We start from the raw sequence: 14,848 nt of genomic DNA on the forward strand, positions 1-14,848 counted from the left end.
TACATACGGCAGACGGTCATACAATCTGTCGCGCAACCGCCGCAGCGGCCCGCTCAGAGCGCGCGCCATTCTCCGGGCGCGAGCCCTGTCACCGTCCAGTCGCCCACCGACCAGCGCACCAGCCGCAGGCAGGGCAGGCCCACATGCGCCACCATGCGCCGCACCTGGCGGTTGCGGCCCTCGGTGATCGTCACCTCCAGCCAGGCATCGGGCACGGTCTTGCGGAACCGCACCGGCGGCACGCGCGGCCAGAGATCGGGTGCCGGCAGGCGGCGCAGCTTGGCGGGCCGGGTCGGCCCGTCCTTCAGCGTCACGCCGGCGCGGAGCTGCGCGAGCTGTGCCTCCTGCGGATCGCCCTCGACCTGCACCAGATAGGTCTTGGGCTTCCTGAATTTCGGATGCGCAATGCGGGCCTGCAAGCGTCCGTCATCGGTGAGCAGCAAAAGCCCCTCGCTGTCGCGGTCGAGCCGCCCGGCGGGATAGACCTTCGGCACGTCGATATAATCCGACAGAGTGGCGCGCGGGCTGTCGGCGGTGCCCTTGTCGGTGAACTGCGACAGCACGCCGAAGGGCTTGTTGAAGAGAATCAGCATCCCGACTCGCGCCTGTCTGCAAAAAAGCCCTTCAGCAGCTTTTCCGCCTCTTTTGCCGCAATCCCGTCATAAACCTCCGGCGCGTGATGGCATTGCGGATGCGAAAACACCCGCGCGCCCTGCGCAACGCCGCCGGATTTCGGATCGCCCGCGCCGTAGTAGAGCCGCGCGATCCGGGCAAAGGAAATCGCCGCCGCGCACATCGGGCAAGGCTCAAGCGTCACGTAAAGGTGATGCCCCGGCAACCGCTCCGATCCTGCCGCCGCGCAGGCAGCGCGCAGGGCCAGCACCTCGGCATGGGCGGTGGGATCGTTGAGCTCGCGTGTCCGGTTGCCGGCGGCAGCGACCACCGTCCCCGAGGGTGAAACGACCACCGCACCCACCGGCACCTCGCCGCGCGCGGCGGCGGCCCGGGCCTCGGAGAGCGCCTGATCCATGTGACTGCGAAAGCTCATGCGCGCGGTGATAGCCGAGCCGCGCGGCTTTGGCGAGGCGGCTTCCCCCGGGCACCGCTTTGCAGTATGGCGAGAGACATGACAAAGCCCCCTGCCCGCCCGACCAAAGACCCCAAGACCCCGCCCGGCGACCGCATCGCCAAGGTGCTGGCACGCGCCGGCGTCGCCAGCCGTCGCGAGGCGGAGCGCATGATCGAGATGGGCCGCGTGACGGTGAATGGCGAGACCATCACCCGCGCCGCGCTGAATGTCACCGAAAAGGACAAAATCACCATAGATGGCAAGCCTTTGGAGGCACCGCAGGCGCCGCGCATGTGGCTCTACCACAAGCCGCCGGGGCTGGTGACGACGACGAAGGACGAGCAGGGCCGGCGTACGATCTATGACGATTTGCCCGACGACATGCCCCGGGTGATGAGCGTCGGGCGGCTCGACCTCAACTCCGAGGGGCTGCTGCTGCTGACCAATGACGGCGGCATCAAGCGCAAGCTGGAATTGCCGGCGACCGGCTGGCTGCGGAAATACCGCGTCCGGGTCAATGGGCGGCCCACGGAGGAGATGCTGGCGCCGCTGCGCACTGGGCTGGTGATCGACGGTCAGGCCTTCCAGCCGATGCAGGTGGCGCTCGACCGGCAGCAGGGGGCGAATGCCTGGCTGACCATCGGGCTGCGCGAGGGCAAGAACCGCGAGATCCGCCGCGCCATGACCGATATCGGGCTGACCGTGAACCGGCTGATCCGGGTCTCCTACGGACCGTTCCAGCTTGGCCAGCTGAAGCCCGGCGAAGTGCAGGAACTGCGCGGCCGGGTGATCCGCGACCAGCTCGGTCTTGACGGCGCAAAGCCCGACCGGCCGCAGCCGACGCGCCGGCGCAAACCGCGCGGCGCGTCCGGAAAAGGCTGATCGCGCAGCGCGCCACACGCGCTGCTAAGCCTTCATTTACTTTGACGAAAATTGGGCGACCTTTTCACGAAAGCCGCCGCTTTTTCGCCCGGATTCCGGGTCAGGATCTTCGCATGATGACGACGATCCTGGCCCTGCTCATTCTGACCGCCACGACCCTGCTGGTTCTCGGGAACCTGCGGATGGTCGCGCATGACACCTATGAGGCGCTGTCCAGCGCCGCCAGCCGCATCCGGCAGAGCGGCAACCCGAAGGCCAAGCTCGCCTTTGCCGCCCTCTGGGTGCTGATCTTCGCCCTGAGCTACCTTCTCTGAGCGGCGCGAAAGGAGCCTGAGGTCATGGCCAACATCGACTACGGAGTATATCGCGACGACGGCATGGGCCCGCTCGATTCCGGTCTGGCGGTGCTCTTCCTCGCGGCCTTTCCGATGGTCCTGCTGCTGTTTCAGGGCAGCGCAACCTCGGCCTTTGCCGCCGTGCTGCAACTGTCGCTCTTCATCATGGCCCTGCGGCTCATCCATCGCGGTCAAAAGCTGCAAAACGCCTATGACAGCGCCGAGATCGCCCGCGCCCCGCGGATCCCGCGCAAAATCCTCGGTGCGGTGCTGATCGGCATCATGGTGACAATCCTCGCCGGGCACCATTTCTATTCGCTGCTGCTGCCGATTGGGTTTGGTGCGCTGGCCGCTGCGCTGAGCATCGCGGCCTTCGGCATCGACCCGCTGAAGAACAAGGGCGACATTGACGCGGTCAGCGCCGCGCCGCACACACCCATCTCGCGCACCTCGGAAGCAGTGCTGGAGCGAATCGAGGCCACGCTCGACAGCATGGTGCAGGACGTGGCCGCGCTCGACGACAGCGACCTGACCCGCCAGATCGAGGCGCTGAAGACCGGCGCCATGGGCCTGATCGCGGCGCTTTGTGCCGAAAACCCCGATATCAAGCAGCTGCGCAAGCCGGTCGTAAAATTCGTCGAGCTGCTTCGGCAGGAAAACGCTCGTCTCATCGGCGCCTGGGAAGCGGGAGATCGCCACCGCGCCCGCCGCCGCTATCTGGCACGCATCACGGTTCTGGGCCAAGCCTTTGAAGAGCGGGCAAGAAAATCGGTCACAAGCGCCGGTCGCGACGCGTTCGAATTGGAGGCGGACCTGCTCTGGCATCGCATGCGCATAGACCTTGTGGCCTGAGCCGGATCTGCGGTCTTTCCCCCTAGCAAGTTCGCGCCTTTCCCCCTAAGTTTTCTCCGAAACGAGAAAATCCCGGAGGCGGCATGTCTGGCACAGCCTTGCAGAAGGTGGCCTATGTACTTCTGATCGTGCTCCTTTTCGGGGTCACGTCCGGCTGGCTGGGCGGGCTCTGAGATGGCCCAACGATTTGGCGGAAAATACAGTCCCGACGCGGCGGAAGCAGCAGAAAACGCCCCCGACGAACCGATCCGGCCCAGTCATTACAACGGCGCCAAGGTCGATCCGGTGGGTGCGCGTTCGAACGTGCTTTTCGTGCCGCCCATCGTGCTGGCCGCAACCTCGCTCAACGACGGCGCGGTGGGGCTCGTCACGGGCCTGGCCGGCGCCGGAGCTTTGCTGCTCGGCGCCTGGCTGCTGCGCGACGGGCTGCGGGCGCAGGCCGCCTATGACGAGCGCCGCGTGGCGCGCCGTCCCGCAATCCCGCGCAAGATCTTTGCCGCCGCGCTGGCGGGCGCCGGCGTTGCCGTCGCCGCGTTCAAGGCCGAGCCGGGCGTCGTCGCCCCCGCGCTTTACGGGCTCTCGGCGGTTGTGCTGCATCTCGGCGCCTTCGGCATCGACCCGATGAAAAACAAGGGGATGGAAGGCATCGACACCTTCCAGCAGGATCGCGTCGCCCGTGTCGTAGACGAGGCCGAATCCTATCTCAGCGCCATGGACGAGGCGGTGAAACGCGCCGGCGACCGTCAGGTCGAGGCCCGCGTCGAGCGCTTTCACCATAAGGTCTCGCAGCTCATCCGCACCGTCGAAGAAGATCCGCGCGACCTGACCTCGGCGCGCAAATATCTCGGCGTCTACCTGATGGGCGCCCGCGACGCGGCGGTGAAATTCGCCGATATCTACTGCCGGACGCAGGACCGCGCCGCGAAAAGCGATTTCATGATGCTATTGACCGATCTCGAAGAGGGGTTCGGTCAGAAAAATGAAAAACTCCTGCTCGATAACAATGCCGACCTGACCGTCGAAATCGAGGTTTTGCGGGATCGGCTGCAACGGGAAGGCGTCCGGCTGAGTTGAGTTGGAGCGCCGCAACAAAATATGTGGGGAAGACCGGATGTCTGAAAATGTGAAAGCCGAGGCCGAAAAGGCGCTGGCGATGGTCGATGAGGTGAACGCGGTGGTCCTGCCGGAGCCGTCGCAGGCGGATGCGGTGGTGCCACTCTCCGACGCCGCCCCCGAGGTCGGCGAAGAGATCCGCTCGCGCATGGCAGAGATCGACATGGGCGACACCAACTCCATCGTCTCTTTCGGCTCGGCGGCGCAATCCGAGTTGCAGGAAATCTCCCAAGCGATGCTCGACGGCGTGCGTAACAAAGATGTCGGTCCGGCGGGCGACAGCCTGCGCGGCATCGTCACCACGATCCGGGGTTTTTCGGTCTCCGAGCTCGACGTGCGCCGCGATCGTAGCTGGTGGGAAAAGTTGATCGGCCGCGCCGCGCCCTTCGCCAAGTTCACCGCGCGCTACGAAGAGGTGCAGGGACAGATCGACAAGATCACCGACAACCTGCTCAAGCATGAGCATACGCTGCTGAAGGACATCAAGTCGCTCGACCTGCTCTACGACAAGACGCTGCAATTCTACGACGAGCTGGCGCTCTACATCGCCGCCGGCGAGGAAAAGCTGAAGGAGCTGGACGGCACCCTCATCCCCGCCAAAGAGGCCGAGGTGCAAGCGGCGGCCGAGAACGATCAGGTGATGAAGGCGCAGGAGCTGCGCGACCTGCGCGCTGCGCGCGACGATCTCGAACGCCGGGTGCACGACCTGAAACTCACCCGCCAGGTCACCATGCAGTCCCTGCCCTCGATCCGGCTGGTGCAGGAGAACGACAAGTCGCTGGTCACCAAGATCAACTCGACCCTGGTCAACACCGTGCCGCTCTGGGAAACCCAGCTGGCGCAGGCGGTCACCATCCAGCGCTCCGCCGAGGCGGCAGCGGCGGTGCGTGACGCCAACGACCTCACCAACGAGCTGCTGACCGCAAATGCCAAGAACCTGCGCGACAGCAACAAGGTGATCCGCGAGGAGATGGAGCGCGGCGTCTTCGATATCGAAGCGGTGAAACAGGCCAATGCCGACCTGATCGGCACCATCCAGGAATCGCTCCAGATCGCCGACGAGGGCAAGGCGCGCCGCGCCAAGGCCGAGGAAGAGCTGAAGAAGATGGAACACGAGCTGCGCGACACGCTGGCCGCCGCCAAGGCGCGCCGCGACGGCGTCGGCGACAATGCCGGCACCTCCGTGCCGGCGGGCGCCTGAGCCATGCGCGGGGGCTGGCGCCGCGCGGCGCTCGCCATTTCGCTGCTCGCAGGTCTCGCGGCCTGCGAGTCCTCGACGCTTGCCCCCCGCAAGACCGAAGTGCCGCCGCATGCGCGGCCCTCTGAACTTCGCCCCGCCGGCCCGTCATCCGAGGTGCCGCGCGAACCGTCGCTGGCAAGCCACGATCTCGAAGTCTATTACGCCCGCGTGCAGGCCGATCTGCTGGCCCAAGGGCTGCTGCGCACCGATGGCGGCGGCCCGGACACCCCCTATACCGACACGATGCTGGCACGGAATTTCGAACGTATCGCGCTGGCCGAGGAATACGAGCGCGGCGCCGGGCTGCGCCCCTCGCGCGGCGAGCTGGGACGGGTGAAGAAATGGACCAAGCCGGTGCGCGTCTCCGCCGAGTTTGGCGCACTGGTTCCCGAGGATCAGCGGGTGCAGGACCGCAACATGCTGATTCAATACGTGAACCGGCTGAACCGGACCACCGGGCATCCGATCTCGATGACCACGGGTGCGGCGAATTTCCATGTCCTCTTCATGTCAGAGGACGATAAGGCGCAGATCGCCCCGCGCATTCGACAGCTTGTGCCCGATGTGAACCCGACGGCGCTGGAGGTTTTCGAGAACCTGCCGCGCTCGATTCACTGTCTGGTCATTGCATTTTCCGAGAACCCCGGCGGCTATGCCTATGGCCAGGCCATCGCGGTGATCCGCTCGGAACATCCCGACCTGCTGCGCCGCTCCTGCATCCATGAAGAGGTGGCGCAGGGTCTGGGCCTCGGCAACGACTCGCCCGAGGCGCGGCCCTCGATCTTCAACGACGACGACGAGTTTGCCCTTCTCACCACCCATGACGAGATGCTGCTGAAAATCCTCTACGATCCCCAGCTGAAGCCGGGCATGGACGCCGACACCGCGCGCCCCATCGTCAAGGATCTGGCGGCACAGCTCGCGGGCGGCCTCGGGCCGAGCTGATGGTCCAGCTTCTATCGCCGGAAACCTTCGAGTTCTTCGCGCGATATCTTCTTGCGGGCTATGTCGTCATATTCGTGCGCTCGGCTTTCGTTCTCGGCCTGCGACCGAAACCCGCCGAATTGCTGATCGAAGCCGTTATCCTGAGCCTTGTCGCGCAGTTTTTCGCGCTTGGCGTCGAAACACTGCACCAATCTTTCGTGAAATCCGCCTGGGCGCTGGCGAGCCTGCCCAACGCGCTGCTCGAACCGTCTGAAACGCTCAAGCTTGTTGTTCGCGTGCTGATCGTGCCCTCAGCTCTCGGCGTAATGTTGGGGCTGTTCTTGCAGTCCAACTGGCGTAACGGGGTATTGAAGCGGTTTTCGCTGCCGGTGGTACATCCTGTCAGGAAAGCGCATGACTACGCTTTTGGCCATGAGCGGCCTCCGGGACTGGTGGAAATCACCTTCGAGGACGGAACAAAGATCGGCGGATGGTTCGGAGAAAACTCTCTGGCGGCTACCGATGACACTCGAAGTGACCTATATCTCGAAAGAGCATATGTTATTGATGACAATGGCGACTGGAAAGAACCCAACGAACCGCGTGCTATTCTGGTCAGTCTGAAAAACGTTCGGTCGATAGAGTTCCTGCTGGAAGAGGACAAAAGCGATGGTGACGAAGAGAACGATGCTGGTTGATGGCTACAGTGCAAAACCAAGCGCGTCCCATGGCACTGCGTCGCGCGACTCGGTAGAAAAGGGCCTTCAGGCACGAGGCTCGTCCACCTCCCCCCCTCCGACGGCGGCACAGCTTCCGAAGGGGTCTCAATCGACAGTCAAACCTCCCAAACGGGGCTAAATAAATATGGGCATTCTGGATTTCCTCTCGGGCCAGTTCATCGACGTGATCCACTGGGTGGACGACACCCGCGACACGATGGTCTGGCGCTTCGAGCGCGAGGGGCACGAGATCAAATACGGCGCCAAGCTGACCGTGCGCGAGGGGCAGTCGGCGGTGTTCGTGCATGAGGGGCAGCTGGCGGATGTGTTCACGCCCGGTCTCTACATGCTCGAGACCAACAACATGCCGATCATGACCTCGCTCCAGCACTGGGATCACGGCTTCCGTTCGCCCTTCAAGTCCGAGATCTATTTCGTCAACACGACGCGGTTCAACGGGCTGAAATGGGGCACCAAGAACCCGATCATCTGCCGCGACCCGGAATTCGGCCCGGTGCGGCTGCGCGCCTTCGGCACCTATTCGGTGCGCGTCGCCGACGCGGCGAAATTCCTCACCGAGATCGTCGGCACCGATGGCGAATTCACCTCGGACGAGATCAGCTTTCAGATCCGCAATATCATCGTGCAGGAATTCTCGCGGCTGATCGCGGGCTCGGGCATTCCCGTGCTCGACATGGCGGCCAACACCGCCGATCTGGGCAAGATGCTGGCCGAAGGGATCTCCGCCACCATCGCCGAATACGGGCTGACCCTGCCCGAGCTCTATATCGAGAACATCACGCTCCCCGACGCAGTGGAAAAGGCGATGGACAAGCGCACCTCGATGGGGGTGATCGGCAATCTCGACGCCTATACCAAGTTCCAGGCCGCCGAGGCGCTGGGGGCCGAGGGCTCCGCCGCCGGTCAGGCAATGGGCACCGGGTTCGGCGCCGGGCTCGGCATGTCGATGGGCGCGCAGATGAGCGGCGCGCAGGCCGGCCCCTGGGGCGCCCGCCCGGCGGCGGCGTCACAACCCGCCGCATCGGCCCCGCCGCCGCCTCCCCCGCCGCCGGTGGAGCATGTCTGGCACATCGCCGAGAACGGCCAGACCAGCGGCCCGTTCTCCAAGGCGCGGCTGGGCCGCATGGTGACCGAGGGCGGGCTGACCCGCGAAACCTATGTCTGGACCCAGGGCCAGGACGGCTGGCAAAGGGCCGAAGACGTGACCGAGCTGGCGCAGCTCTTCACCGTCATGCCGCCGCCGCCCCCGGGCGCGTGACGGGCGTGGGCGGCCTGCCCGCCCTCCGCCTGCTCAAAGGATTTCCACCTCGACAAAGCTCATCGGCGCGTCGCCCGCGTTGATGACATTGTGCTCGGTGCCCTTGTTGCGGCGATAGGCCTGCCCCGCCGGGGTGAACACATCGCGGGTCTCACCGCCCGGCAGCTCCAGCCGCATGGTCAGATCGGTCACCGCGACGATCACGTAATCATGCGCGTGCACATGCCAGCCGGTTTCCGCGCCGGGGGCGAAATCGAAGCGCGTGGTGCGGGTCTTGTCATCCGACAGCAGCGCGGTGGCGACGGCTTCAGTTCTGGCCATGGTCAGAGTCCTTTTCGATTTCGAAAGACGCGGGAACCACACGTTCCGGCAGCTTGCTCATCAGCATCGGCCCCATGCAACCGTCGCTTGGAAACGGCACATCGTCGTCGCGCACCGCCGGGAAGGGCCGCGACGGCTCGACCTGAGAGCTGACAACCAGCCGCCCGTCGAGGCAGAGATCCTGCGCCGCATTGCCGATATTGAAGCCAAAGCCCCCCGGCCCGCAATCGGTGCCGGCGCCATCCATGTTCCAGGCCTGCGGCATCGGGTTGCCCGGGCCGAACACGGTGAATTCCGACCCCGAGGGGCGGAAGCTCAGCGACCAGGTGGTCTCTTCGTTCAGCATGCCAAGCGCCCAGCGGCCGATGGGCTCGTTATCGCGATAGCCCTCGATCACGAAACAGGTCAGGTCGCTCGCCCGCACCTCCTCGCGCCCCAGCAGCGCCGCATCGAAGGACAGCGCACCGCGCATGGCATAGCCGCCGGACCCCTGCCACTCGAACCGGTAGCTGGCGTTCTCCGCCCACGCCGGCGCCGCGCCAAGGCCCAGACCAGCCACCAGGAAAACCGTCCAAATCCGCTGTCTCACACGCCCCTCATTCGCCGTGTCGCCGTCTGTGTCGGCGCCACCCTACTCAGCGCCGCGGCAAAGGAAAACCGGGTTCCATCCCCCCGGCATCCGCCCTAGGGTCGCGCTGCCGAACCACCGGGGGCGAGGATGACCGAAGAACACCGTTTTCCCTGCGAACAATGCGGCGCCGATTACCGCTACGATCCCGCCAAGGGCCAGCTTGTCTGCGACCATTGCGGCGACGTGAAGGAGATCGGCGAGACCGGCCCCTGGAAGAAGGGCATCCGCGAGCTTGATTTCCGCGCCGCGCTCGACAATCTCCTGCCCTTGCAGGAGATGGAGGATCTGCGCGTCACTCAATGCCCCAATTGCGGGGCGGAGGTGGAGTTCGATCCCGACAGTCACGCCACCGAATGCCCGTTCTGCGCGACACCCGTGGTCACCGACACCGGCACGCACCGGCAGATCAAGCCGCGCGGGCTGCTGCCCTTCGCGCTCGACGAGGCGGCGGCGCGCGAGGCGATGACGCAATGGCTGGGGCGGCTCTGGTTCGCGCCGAACGGGCTTCAGGACTATGCCCGCAAGGGCCGCAAGATGCAGGGCATCTATGTGCCCTACTGGACCTTCGACGCGCAGACCGCTTCGGATTACCGGGGCGAGCGCGGCACGGTCTATTACGAAACCCGGCAGGTGGTGCGCGACGGCAAGACCCAGACCGTGCGGGTGGCCAAGGTGCGCTGGCGCGCCGCCTCCGGCCGGGTGGCGCGGTTCTTCGACGATGTGCTGGTGCTGGCCTCGCGCTCGCTGCCCAAGCGCTTCACCGACGCGCTGGAGCCCTGGGATCTGAGCCGGATGGAGCCCTATCAGCCGGAATTCCTCGCCGGATTCCGCGCCGAGGGCTATCAGGTCGATCTCGACGAGGGCTATCAGGAGGCCCGCGCCCTGATGGACCGGCAGATCGAGCGCGACGTGAAATTCGACATCGGCGGCGACCGCCAGCGCATCCACCGCATCGACACCGCCGTGTCGGACGTAACCTTCAAGCATATCCTGCTGCCGGTCTGGATGGCGGCCTATAAATATCGCGGCGAGACCTACCGCTTTGTGGTGAACGGCACCACCGGGCGGGTGCAGGGCGAACGGCCCTGGTCGGCCTGGAAGATCGCCTTTGCGGTGCTGCTCGGACTCATCGTGGCGGGGGTCGTGGGCTATGTCGCGGCACAGAGCCAGTAGATACGAATGAAGGGCGGGCATCGCTGCCCACCCTTCCACGGCAACCCGAGAACAAGCCTCGGGGAAGGCGGGACGGGGATCACCGCCTCAGCCTATCCTCTGGTCACCGCGATCCTTTTGGCCTTGCCGGTCTCCGGCGCCTTGCGCGGCACCGTGACCTGAAGCACGCCGTCCTTCATCTGCGCCTCGGCGCGACCGGCATCGGCATCGCCCGGCAGGCGGAACGAGCGGCGGAACGCGCCGTATTCCCGTTCCGAGAAATACCAGGTGTCACCCTTGTCCTCGCGGGTCTCGGATTTCTCGCCGATCACCGTCAGAACGCCGTCATCCACCGTCAACTCGACCGCGTCCTCGGGCACGCCGGGCAGCTCCACCGAGATCCGGTAAGCGTTGTCGTTCGACGAGGCATCGGAAGCTGGCGAGAGCCATTCCGAGAGCTTTGTGCTCAGACCCTTCAGCGGTGCGTAGAGATGCGGCCAGAGGCCTGTTTGTGTGGTTTCAACCATGACAGACACCTCCTTTCCTTACGCTTGGGATTATCCCGCAACCTGCCGCACGGCGCCATGATCCTGCGCAAATCGCGGCCTTGTGCCGGCGGAATTCCCGGGGCAGTTTGCGGTAACAAAACGGGGAAACACCATGATCCTATGCTGCGGAGAATCGCTGATCGACATGCTGCCGCGCACCGCCACCACCGGCGAGGCGGCCTTTGCGCCGGTGCCGGGCGGCGCGGTGTTCAACACCGCCATCGCGCTGGGGCGGCTGGGCGCGCCGGCGGGCTATTTCGGCGGGCTCTCCACCGATCTCTTCGGCGATGCGCTGGCCGGGGCGCTCACCGCCTCGCGGGTCGATTTCACGCTTTGTCCGCGATCGGCGCGGCCCACAACGCTGGCCTTCGTCACGCTCACCGACGGTCACGCGCAATACGCCTTCTATGACGAGGCCACAGCCGGGCGGATGCTGGGCGAGGCCGATCTGCCGGAACTGGGCGACAACGTCGATGCGCTGTTTTTCGGCGGTATCAGCCTCGTCGCCGAGCCCGCCGCCGAGGCCTATGCGGCGCTCTGCGCGCGGGCGGGCGACAGGCTGGTGATGATCGACCCGAATATCCGCCCGGGCTTCATCAGTGACGAGGCACGCTACCGGGCACGGCTGTCACACATGCTGGCGCGGGCGGATGTGGTAAAGATCTCCGACGAAGATATGGCGTGGCTCGGCACCACGCCCGCCGAGCTGATCGCCGGCGGCGCGGCGCTGGTGCTGGAGACGCGCGGCGCCGAGGGTGTGCTGGCGCTGACCGCCGCGGGCTCGATGGAGGTGCCGGCGGAGAAGGCCGAGGTGGTCGATACGGTCGGCGCGGGCGACACGTTCAACGCGGGGCTGCTGGCCGGGCTGGCGCGCGAGGGGCTGCTGAGCCGCGCCGCGCTGCGCGATGCATCGCTTGATGCGCTGCGCCCCTGCGTGACGCTGGGCGCGCGGGCGGCGGCGGTGACCGTCAGCCGCGCCGGCGCCAACCCGCCCTGGGTGTCCGAGCTGTGAGGGTTCTGATCCAGCGCGTCTCGGAAGCGCGGGTGAGTGTGGGCGGCGCCGTGCTGGGCGAGGTCGGGCCCGGGCTGCTGGTGCTGGTTTGCGCCATGCAGGGCGATGGCGAGGCGCAGGCGGAGAAGCTGGCGGCGAAAGTCGCCAAGCTGCGCATCTTCAAGGACGATGAGGGGCGGATGAACCGCTCAGTCCGCGATATCGGCGGCGCCGCGCTGGTGGTGAGCCAGTTCACCCTGTCCGCCGACACACGCAGCGGCAACCGCCCCGGATTTTCGGCCGCCGCCGCACCCGAGATCGGGGAGCGGCTCTACGAGCATTTCGCCGCGCGGCTTCAGGCCGAGGGCGTGCCGGTCGCCACCGGCCGCTTCGGCGCCGACATGCAGGTGGCACTGGTCAATGACGGGCCGGTGACGATCTGGATGGACAGCGATGGGTGACGGTGTGGTGGGCAAATTGCCCACCCTATGAGTGAGCCGCACCACGGCAATGCTCCCCCGTAGGGCGGGTTTCCAACCCACCACACCTCACACCGGGTTCGGCACCGGCTCTCCGGCGAAGAACGCCCGCAGGTTCGCCACCGCCATCCGGCCCATATCCTCGCGCACCTCCAGCGCCGCCGTGCCGAGATGCGGCAGCAGTACGGCATTTTCCAGCGCCAGCAGCGCTTCGGGCACACGCGGCTCGTGCTCGTAGACATCCAGCCCCGCACCGGCGATGGCGCCCGCCTCCAGCGCCGCAATCAGTGCCGCCTCGTCGACGATATCGCCCCGCGCGATATTGATCAGATGCGCCGAGGGCTTCATCGCCGCCAGCACGCCCGCGCTCACCAGGTGATGGGTCTCGGGGCTGGCGGGCACCGAGACCACGAGCACATCCACCGCCGCCGCCAGCTCTTCCGGCGAGGCGCAACGGGTGGCGGGGAAGTCGAGCGTCTTTTCCGAGCGGCTGGCATAGGCGACCTCCATGCCAAAGCCGAAATGGCAGCGCCGGGCGATGGCCTGGCCGATCCGGCCCATCCCGAGAATGCCGACACGCTTGCCGGTCATATGCAGCCCAAGCATCTGCACCGGGTGCCAGCCCTGCCAGCCGCCCGAGCGGACCAACCGCTCGCCCTCGCCTGCGCGGCGGCAGCTCATCAGCATCAGCGTCATGGCGATATCGGCGGTGGCATCGGTCACCGCGCCGGGGGTGTTGGTCACCACCAGCCCCGCCGCCTTTGCCGCGGCCACGTCGATGTGATTGTAGCCGACCCCGAAATTGGCGAGGATTCCGGCGCGCGGCGTGCCCGCCTCGGCAAAGACATCGGCGGCGAAGACATCGCCCAGCGTCACCAGCGCCCCGTCATACTCGGCGAGCGCCTCCAGCATCTCGTCGCGGCTGAGCGGATCGGGCCGGTCGCGATAGGTCACATCGAAGAGGCCGCGCGCCTCGGCGACCACGCTTTCGGGCAGGTTGCGGGCGATAAGGATGCGGGTCAATGCAGCCGCGCCCCGAGGGGCACCTCCTGATCGGGGCCGGCCAGCACCACCGCGCCGGCCTCATCCATGAAACCCAGCGTCAGGCATTCCGACATGAACGGCCCGATCTGGCGCGGCGGGAAGTTCACCACCGCCATGACCTGCCGCCCGACCAGCGTTTCCGGATCGTAATGCACGGTGATCTGCGCCGAGCATTTCTTTTCCCCGATCTCGGGGCCGAAATCGATCCAGAGCTTGATCGCGGGCTTGCGCGCCTCCGGGAAGGGCTCGGCCCGGATCACCCGGCCCACGCGGATATCGACTTTCAGGAAGTCATCGAAACTTGCTTCAGCCATTTGCCAGCTCCCGCGAGCGGTCCGCGGCGGCGGCCACCGTCGCCTTGATCAGCGGCGGCAGGCCGGTCTCGGCGTCCATCAGCACCTCCAGCCCGGCCTGCGTCGTGCCATTGGGCGAGGTCACGTTGCGGCGCAACTGGGCGGGGTCTTCATCGGCCTGCATGGCCAGCGCCCCTGCCCCCGCGACCGTCGCCCTGGCCAGCGTCATCGCCAGCTCCGGCGCCAGCCCCTGCGCCTCGCCCGCCGCGGCGAGGCATTCGATCATGTGGAACACATAGGCCGGCCCCGAGCCGCTGACGCCGGTCACCGCATCCATCTGCGCCTCGGTCTCGAGCCGCACGACCCCGCCCACGGCGGAGAGCAGCTCTTCGGCCTGCGCCATCTGCGCGGCGGAGGCGTGGGCGTTGCCGACAATCGCGGTGATCCCCTGCCCCACGGCGGCGGGGGTGTTGGGCATGGCGCGGATGACCGGGGTCTCGGCGCCCAGCATGCGCTCATAGCTGCCGATGAGAATGCCCGCCGCCACCGACAGGAACAGTGTGCCGCCATTGCCGAGCGGCACCAGCGAGGGCAGTGCTTCGGTCATCATCTGCGGCTTGACCGCCACCAGCACGATGGCCGGATCGGCGGGCAACTCTTCGTTCAGCCGCACGCCCTGCGCCTTGAGCCAGTCGGACGGGTGCGGATCCGAGACCCAGACCGATGTTGCGGGCAACCCGCGTTTCAGCCAGCCTTCGAGCATGGCCGAGCCCATCTTGCCACAGCCCAGAAGCACGAGCCCCCGGCGCGCGATATCCCCATTCTGCATGATGTCTGTCTCCTAACGTCGGCGCCAATCTGTCGCGCCGCGCGTCGGGATTCAAGCATGGAGGCGTTGCAGGACGCGGCAAAGGTCGCAGCCAGAGCGATTGGCATGCCGCCGCGACCGCCCCAAGATTTTTCGTACGAAAAATCT

Annotated in this window: 19 protein-coding genes; 11 read left to right on the forward strand and 8 right to left on the reverse strand. The window is 66.3% G+C overall.

Annotated features, from left to right (window positions below; all coding sequences use genetic code 11):
• Positions 1 to 53 precede the first annotated feature (53 nt).
• Together I6N89_RS19980 and I6N89_RS19985 are read right to left on the reverse strand one after the other, a co-directional pair.
• Positions 54 to 593: a pseudouridine synthase gene (locus I6N89_RS19980; RefSeq protein WP_207020198.1), complete on the reverse strand. Its 540-nt coding sequence runs from the start codon at positions 591 to 593 to the stop codon at positions 54 to 56.
• Positions 587 to 1,048 (reverse strand): nucleoside deaminase, encoded by a 462-nt coding sequence (locus I6N89_RS19985; RefSeq protein WP_207020199.1) that lies wholly within the window; start codon positions 1,046 to 1,048, stop codon positions 587 to 589. The genes I6N89_RS19980 and I6N89_RS19985 overlap by 7 nt, the downstream gene beginning before the upstream one ends.
• Positions 1,049 to 1,126: 78 nt before the next feature.
• Between I6N89_RS19985 and I6N89_RS19990 the strand changes: the two genes are divergently transcribed.
• From I6N89_RS19990 to I6N89_RS20025, 8 genes are all read left to right on the forward strand, one after another.
• A complete protein-coding gene (locus I6N89_RS19990) occupies positions 1,127 to 1,951 on the forward strand; it encodes a pseudouridine synthase (RefSeq protein ID WP_207020200.1) in 825 nt (274 codons plus the stop codon).
• A 113-nt stretch (positions 1,952 to 2,064) separates the two neighbouring features.
• On the forward strand, positions 2,065 to 2,265 hold the full coding sequence (locus tag I6N89_RS19995) for a hypothetical protein (RefSeq protein ID WP_207020201.1): 201 nt from the start codon (positions 2,065 to 2,067) through the stop codon (positions 2,263 to 2,265).
• A 24-nt stretch (positions 2,266 to 2,289) separates the two neighbouring features.
• Positions 2,290 to 3,138, forward strand: a complete 849-nt coding sequence (locus I6N89_RS20000; RefSeq protein ID WP_207020202.1) for a hypothetical protein — start codon at positions 2,290 to 2,292, stop codon at positions 3,136 to 3,138.
• Positions 3,139 to 3,312: 174 nt separating this feature from the next.
• A complete protein-coding gene (locus tag I6N89_RS20005) occupies positions 3,313 to 4,212 on the forward strand; it encodes a 5-bromo-4-chloroindolyl phosphate hydrolysis family protein (RefSeq protein ID WP_207020203.1) in 900 nt (299 codons plus the stop codon).
• A 37-nt stretch (positions 4,213 to 4,249) separates the two neighbouring features.
• Positions 4,250 to 5,452 (forward strand): toxic anion resistance protein, encoded by a 1,203-nt coding sequence (locus tag I6N89_RS20010; RefSeq protein WP_207020204.1) that lies wholly within the window; start codon positions 4,250 to 4,252, stop codon positions 5,450 to 5,452.
• A gap of 3 nt (positions 5,453 to 5,455) precedes the next feature.
• Positions 5,456 to 6,436 (forward strand): DUF2927 domain-containing protein, encoded by a 981-nt coding sequence (locus I6N89_RS20015; RefSeq protein ID WP_207020205.1) that lies wholly within the window; start codon positions 5,456 to 5,458, stop codon positions 6,434 to 6,436.
• Complete coding sequence (locus I6N89_RS20020; protein ID WP_207020206.1) at positions 6,436 to 7,113, forward strand: DUF6338 family protein; 678 nt, start codon at positions 6,436 to 6,438, stop codon at positions 7,111 to 7,113. The genes I6N89_RS20015 and I6N89_RS20020 overlap by 1 nt, the downstream gene beginning before the upstream one ends.
• 166 nt (positions 7,114 to 7,279) lie before the next feature.
• The gene (locus I6N89_RS20025) at positions 7,280 to 8,413 is read left to right on the forward strand and encodes an SPFH domain-containing protein (protein WP_207020207.1); all 1,134 of its coding nucleotides are present in this window, start codon (positions 7,280 to 7,282) and stop codon (positions 8,411 to 8,413) included.
• 33 nt (positions 8,414 to 8,446) lie between these two features.
• Here I6N89_RS20025 and I6N89_RS20030 read toward each other — a convergent pair whose 3' ends face one another.
• Complete coding sequence (locus I6N89_RS20030) at positions 8,447 to 8,734, reverse strand: cupin domain-containing protein (RefSeq protein WP_207020208.1); 288 nt, start codon at positions 8,732 to 8,734, stop codon at positions 8,447 to 8,449.
• Complete coding sequence (locus tag I6N89_RS20035) at positions 8,721 to 9,323, reverse strand: hypothetical protein (protein WP_328805907.1); 603 nt, start codon at positions 9,321 to 9,323, stop codon at positions 8,721 to 8,723. The genes I6N89_RS20030 and I6N89_RS20035 overlap by 14 nt, the downstream gene beginning before the upstream one ends.
• Before the next feature lie 129 nt (positions 9,324 to 9,452).
• Here I6N89_RS20035 and I6N89_RS20040 point away from each other — a divergent pair, with 129 nt between their 5' ends.
• Positions 9,453 to 10,538 (forward strand): TFIIB-type zinc finger domain-containing protein, encoded by a 1,086-nt coding sequence (locus tag I6N89_RS20040; RefSeq protein ID WP_207020209.1) that lies wholly within the window; start codon positions 9,453 to 9,455, stop codon positions 10,536 to 10,538.
• Positions 10,539 to 10,630: 92 nt separating this feature from the next.
• On the opposite strand, the gene I6N89_RS20045 is transcribed toward I6N89_RS20040, so the two are convergent.
• Positions 10,631 to 11,044: an Hsp20/alpha crystallin family protein gene (locus I6N89_RS20045; protein WP_207020210.1), complete on the reverse strand. Its 414-nt coding sequence runs from the start codon at positions 11,042 to 11,044 to the stop codon at positions 10,631 to 10,633.
• Positions 11,045 to 11,177: 133 nt separating this feature from the next.
• On the opposite strand from I6N89_RS20045, the gene I6N89_RS20050 reads away from it, so the two are divergent.
• Both I6N89_RS20050 and dtd read left to right on the forward strand, forming a co-directional pair.
• Positions 11,178 to 12,077 carry a carbohydrate kinase family protein gene (locus I6N89_RS20050; protein ID WP_207020211.1) on the forward strand — a complete coding sequence of 300 codons (900 nt, stop codon included), beginning with the start codon at positions 11,178 to 11,180 and terminating at the stop codon, positions 12,075 to 12,077.
• The gene (gene dtd / locus I6N89_RS20055) at positions 12,074 to 12,517 is read left to right on the forward strand and encodes a D-aminoacyl-tRNA deacylase (protein WP_207020212.1); all 444 of its coding nucleotides are present in this window, start codon (positions 12,074 to 12,076) and stop codon (positions 12,515 to 12,517) included. The genes I6N89_RS20050 and dtd overlap by 4 nt, the downstream gene beginning before the upstream one ends.
• Positions 12,518 to 12,604: 87 nt before the next feature.
• On the opposite strand, the gene I6N89_RS20060 is transcribed toward dtd, so the two are convergent.
• From I6N89_RS20060 to proC, 3 genes are read right to left on the reverse strand one after another with little or no spacing between them, the layout of a single operon-like run.
• Positions 12,605 to 13,558, reverse strand: coding sequence for a 2-hydroxyacid dehydrogenase (locus tag I6N89_RS20060; RefSeq protein ID WP_207020213.1), 954 nt, complete (start codon positions 13,556 to 13,558; stop codon positions 12,605 to 12,607).
• Positions 13,555 to 13,893, reverse strand: coding sequence for a tRNA-binding protein (locus tag I6N89_RS20065; protein ID WP_076701428.1), 339 nt, complete (start codon positions 13,891 to 13,893; stop codon positions 13,555 to 13,557). Before I6N89_RS20065 ends, I6N89_RS20060 begins: the two co-directional genes overlap by 4 nt.
• Positions 13,886 to 14,701 carry a pyrroline-5-carboxylate reductase gene (gene proC, locus I6N89_RS20070; RefSeq protein ID WP_207020214.1) on the reverse strand — a complete coding sequence of 272 codons (816 nt, stop codon included), beginning with the start codon at positions 14,699 to 14,701 and terminating at the stop codon, positions 13,886 to 13,888. The genes I6N89_RS20065 and proC overlap by 8 nt, the downstream gene beginning before the upstream one ends.
• Between the last annotated feature and the right edge of the window lie 147 nt (positions 14,702 to 14,848).

This window comes from Salipiger abyssi, from assembly GCF_017311415.1.
Classification (GTDB): domain Bacteria; phylum Pseudomonadota; class Alphaproteobacteria; order Rhodobacterales; family Rhodobacteraceae; genus Salipiger; species Salipiger abyssi_A.

What these genes read in the sequence shown, in the direction of transcription:
- I6N89_RS19980 (WP_207020198.1), bottom strand. Translation starts at nt 593, where the DNA reads ATGCTGATTCTCTTCAACAAGCCCTTCGGCGTGCTGTCGCAGTTCACC.
- I6N89_RS19985 (WP_207020199.1), bottom strand. Translation starts at nt 1,048, where the DNA reads ATGAGCTTTCGCAGTCACATGGATCAGGCGCTCTCCGAGGCCCGGGCC.
- I6N89_RS19990 (WP_207020200.1), top strand. Translation starts at nt 1,127, where the DNA reads ATGACAAAGCCCCCTGCCCGCCCGACCAAAGACCCCAAGACCCCGCCC.
- I6N89_RS19995 (WP_207020201.1), top strand. Translation starts at nt 2,065, where the DNA reads ATGATGACGACGATCCTGGCCCTGCTCATTCTGACCGCCACGACCCTG.
- I6N89_RS20000 (WP_207020202.1), top strand. Translation starts at nt 2,290, where the DNA reads ATGGCCAACATCGACTACGGAGTATATCGCGACGACGGCATGGGCCCG.
- I6N89_RS20005 (WP_207020203.1), top strand. Translation starts at nt 3,313, where the DNA reads ATGGCCCAACGATTTGGCGGAAAATACAGTCCCGACGCGGCGGAAGCA.
- I6N89_RS20010 (WP_207020204.1), top strand. Translation starts at nt 4,250, where the DNA reads ATGTCTGAAAATGTGAAAGCCGAGGCCGAAAAGGCGCTGGCGATGGTC.
- I6N89_RS20015 (WP_207020205.1), top strand. Translation starts at nt 5,456, where the DNA reads ATGCGCGGGGGCTGGCGCCGCGCGGCGCTCGCCATTTCGCTGCTCGCA.
- I6N89_RS20020 (WP_207020206.1), top strand. Translation starts at nt 6,436, where the DNA reads ATGGTCCAGCTTCTATCGCCGGAAACCTTCGAGTTCTTCGCGCGATAT.
- I6N89_RS20025 (WP_207020207.1), top strand. Translation starts at nt 7,280, where the DNA reads ATGGGCATTCTGGATTTCCTCTCGGGCCAGTTCATCGACGTGATCCAC.
- I6N89_RS20030 (WP_207020208.1), bottom strand. Translation starts at nt 8,734, where the DNA reads ATGGCCAGAACTGAAGCCGTCGCCACCGCGCTGCTGTCGGATGACAAG.
- I6N89_RS20040 (WP_207020209.1), top strand. Translation starts at nt 9,453, where the DNA reads ATGACCGAAGAACACCGTTTTCCCTGCGAACAATGCGGCGCCGATTAC.
- I6N89_RS20045 (WP_207020210.1), bottom strand. Translation starts at nt 11,044, where the DNA reads ATGGTTGAAACCACACAAACAGGCCTCTGGCCGCATCTCTACGCACCG.
- I6N89_RS20050 (WP_207020211.1), top strand. Translation starts at nt 11,178, where the DNA reads ATGATCCTATGCTGCGGAGAATCGCTGATCGACATGCTGCCGCGCACC.
- I6N89_RS20065 (WP_076701428.1), bottom strand. Translation starts at nt 13,893, where the DNA reads ATGGCTGAAGCAAGTTTCGATGACTTCCTGAAAGTCGATATCCGCGTG.
- proC (WP_207020214.1), bottom strand. Translation starts at nt 14,701, where the DNA reads ATGCAGAATGGGGATATCGCGCGCCGGGGGCTCGTGCTTCTGGGCTGT.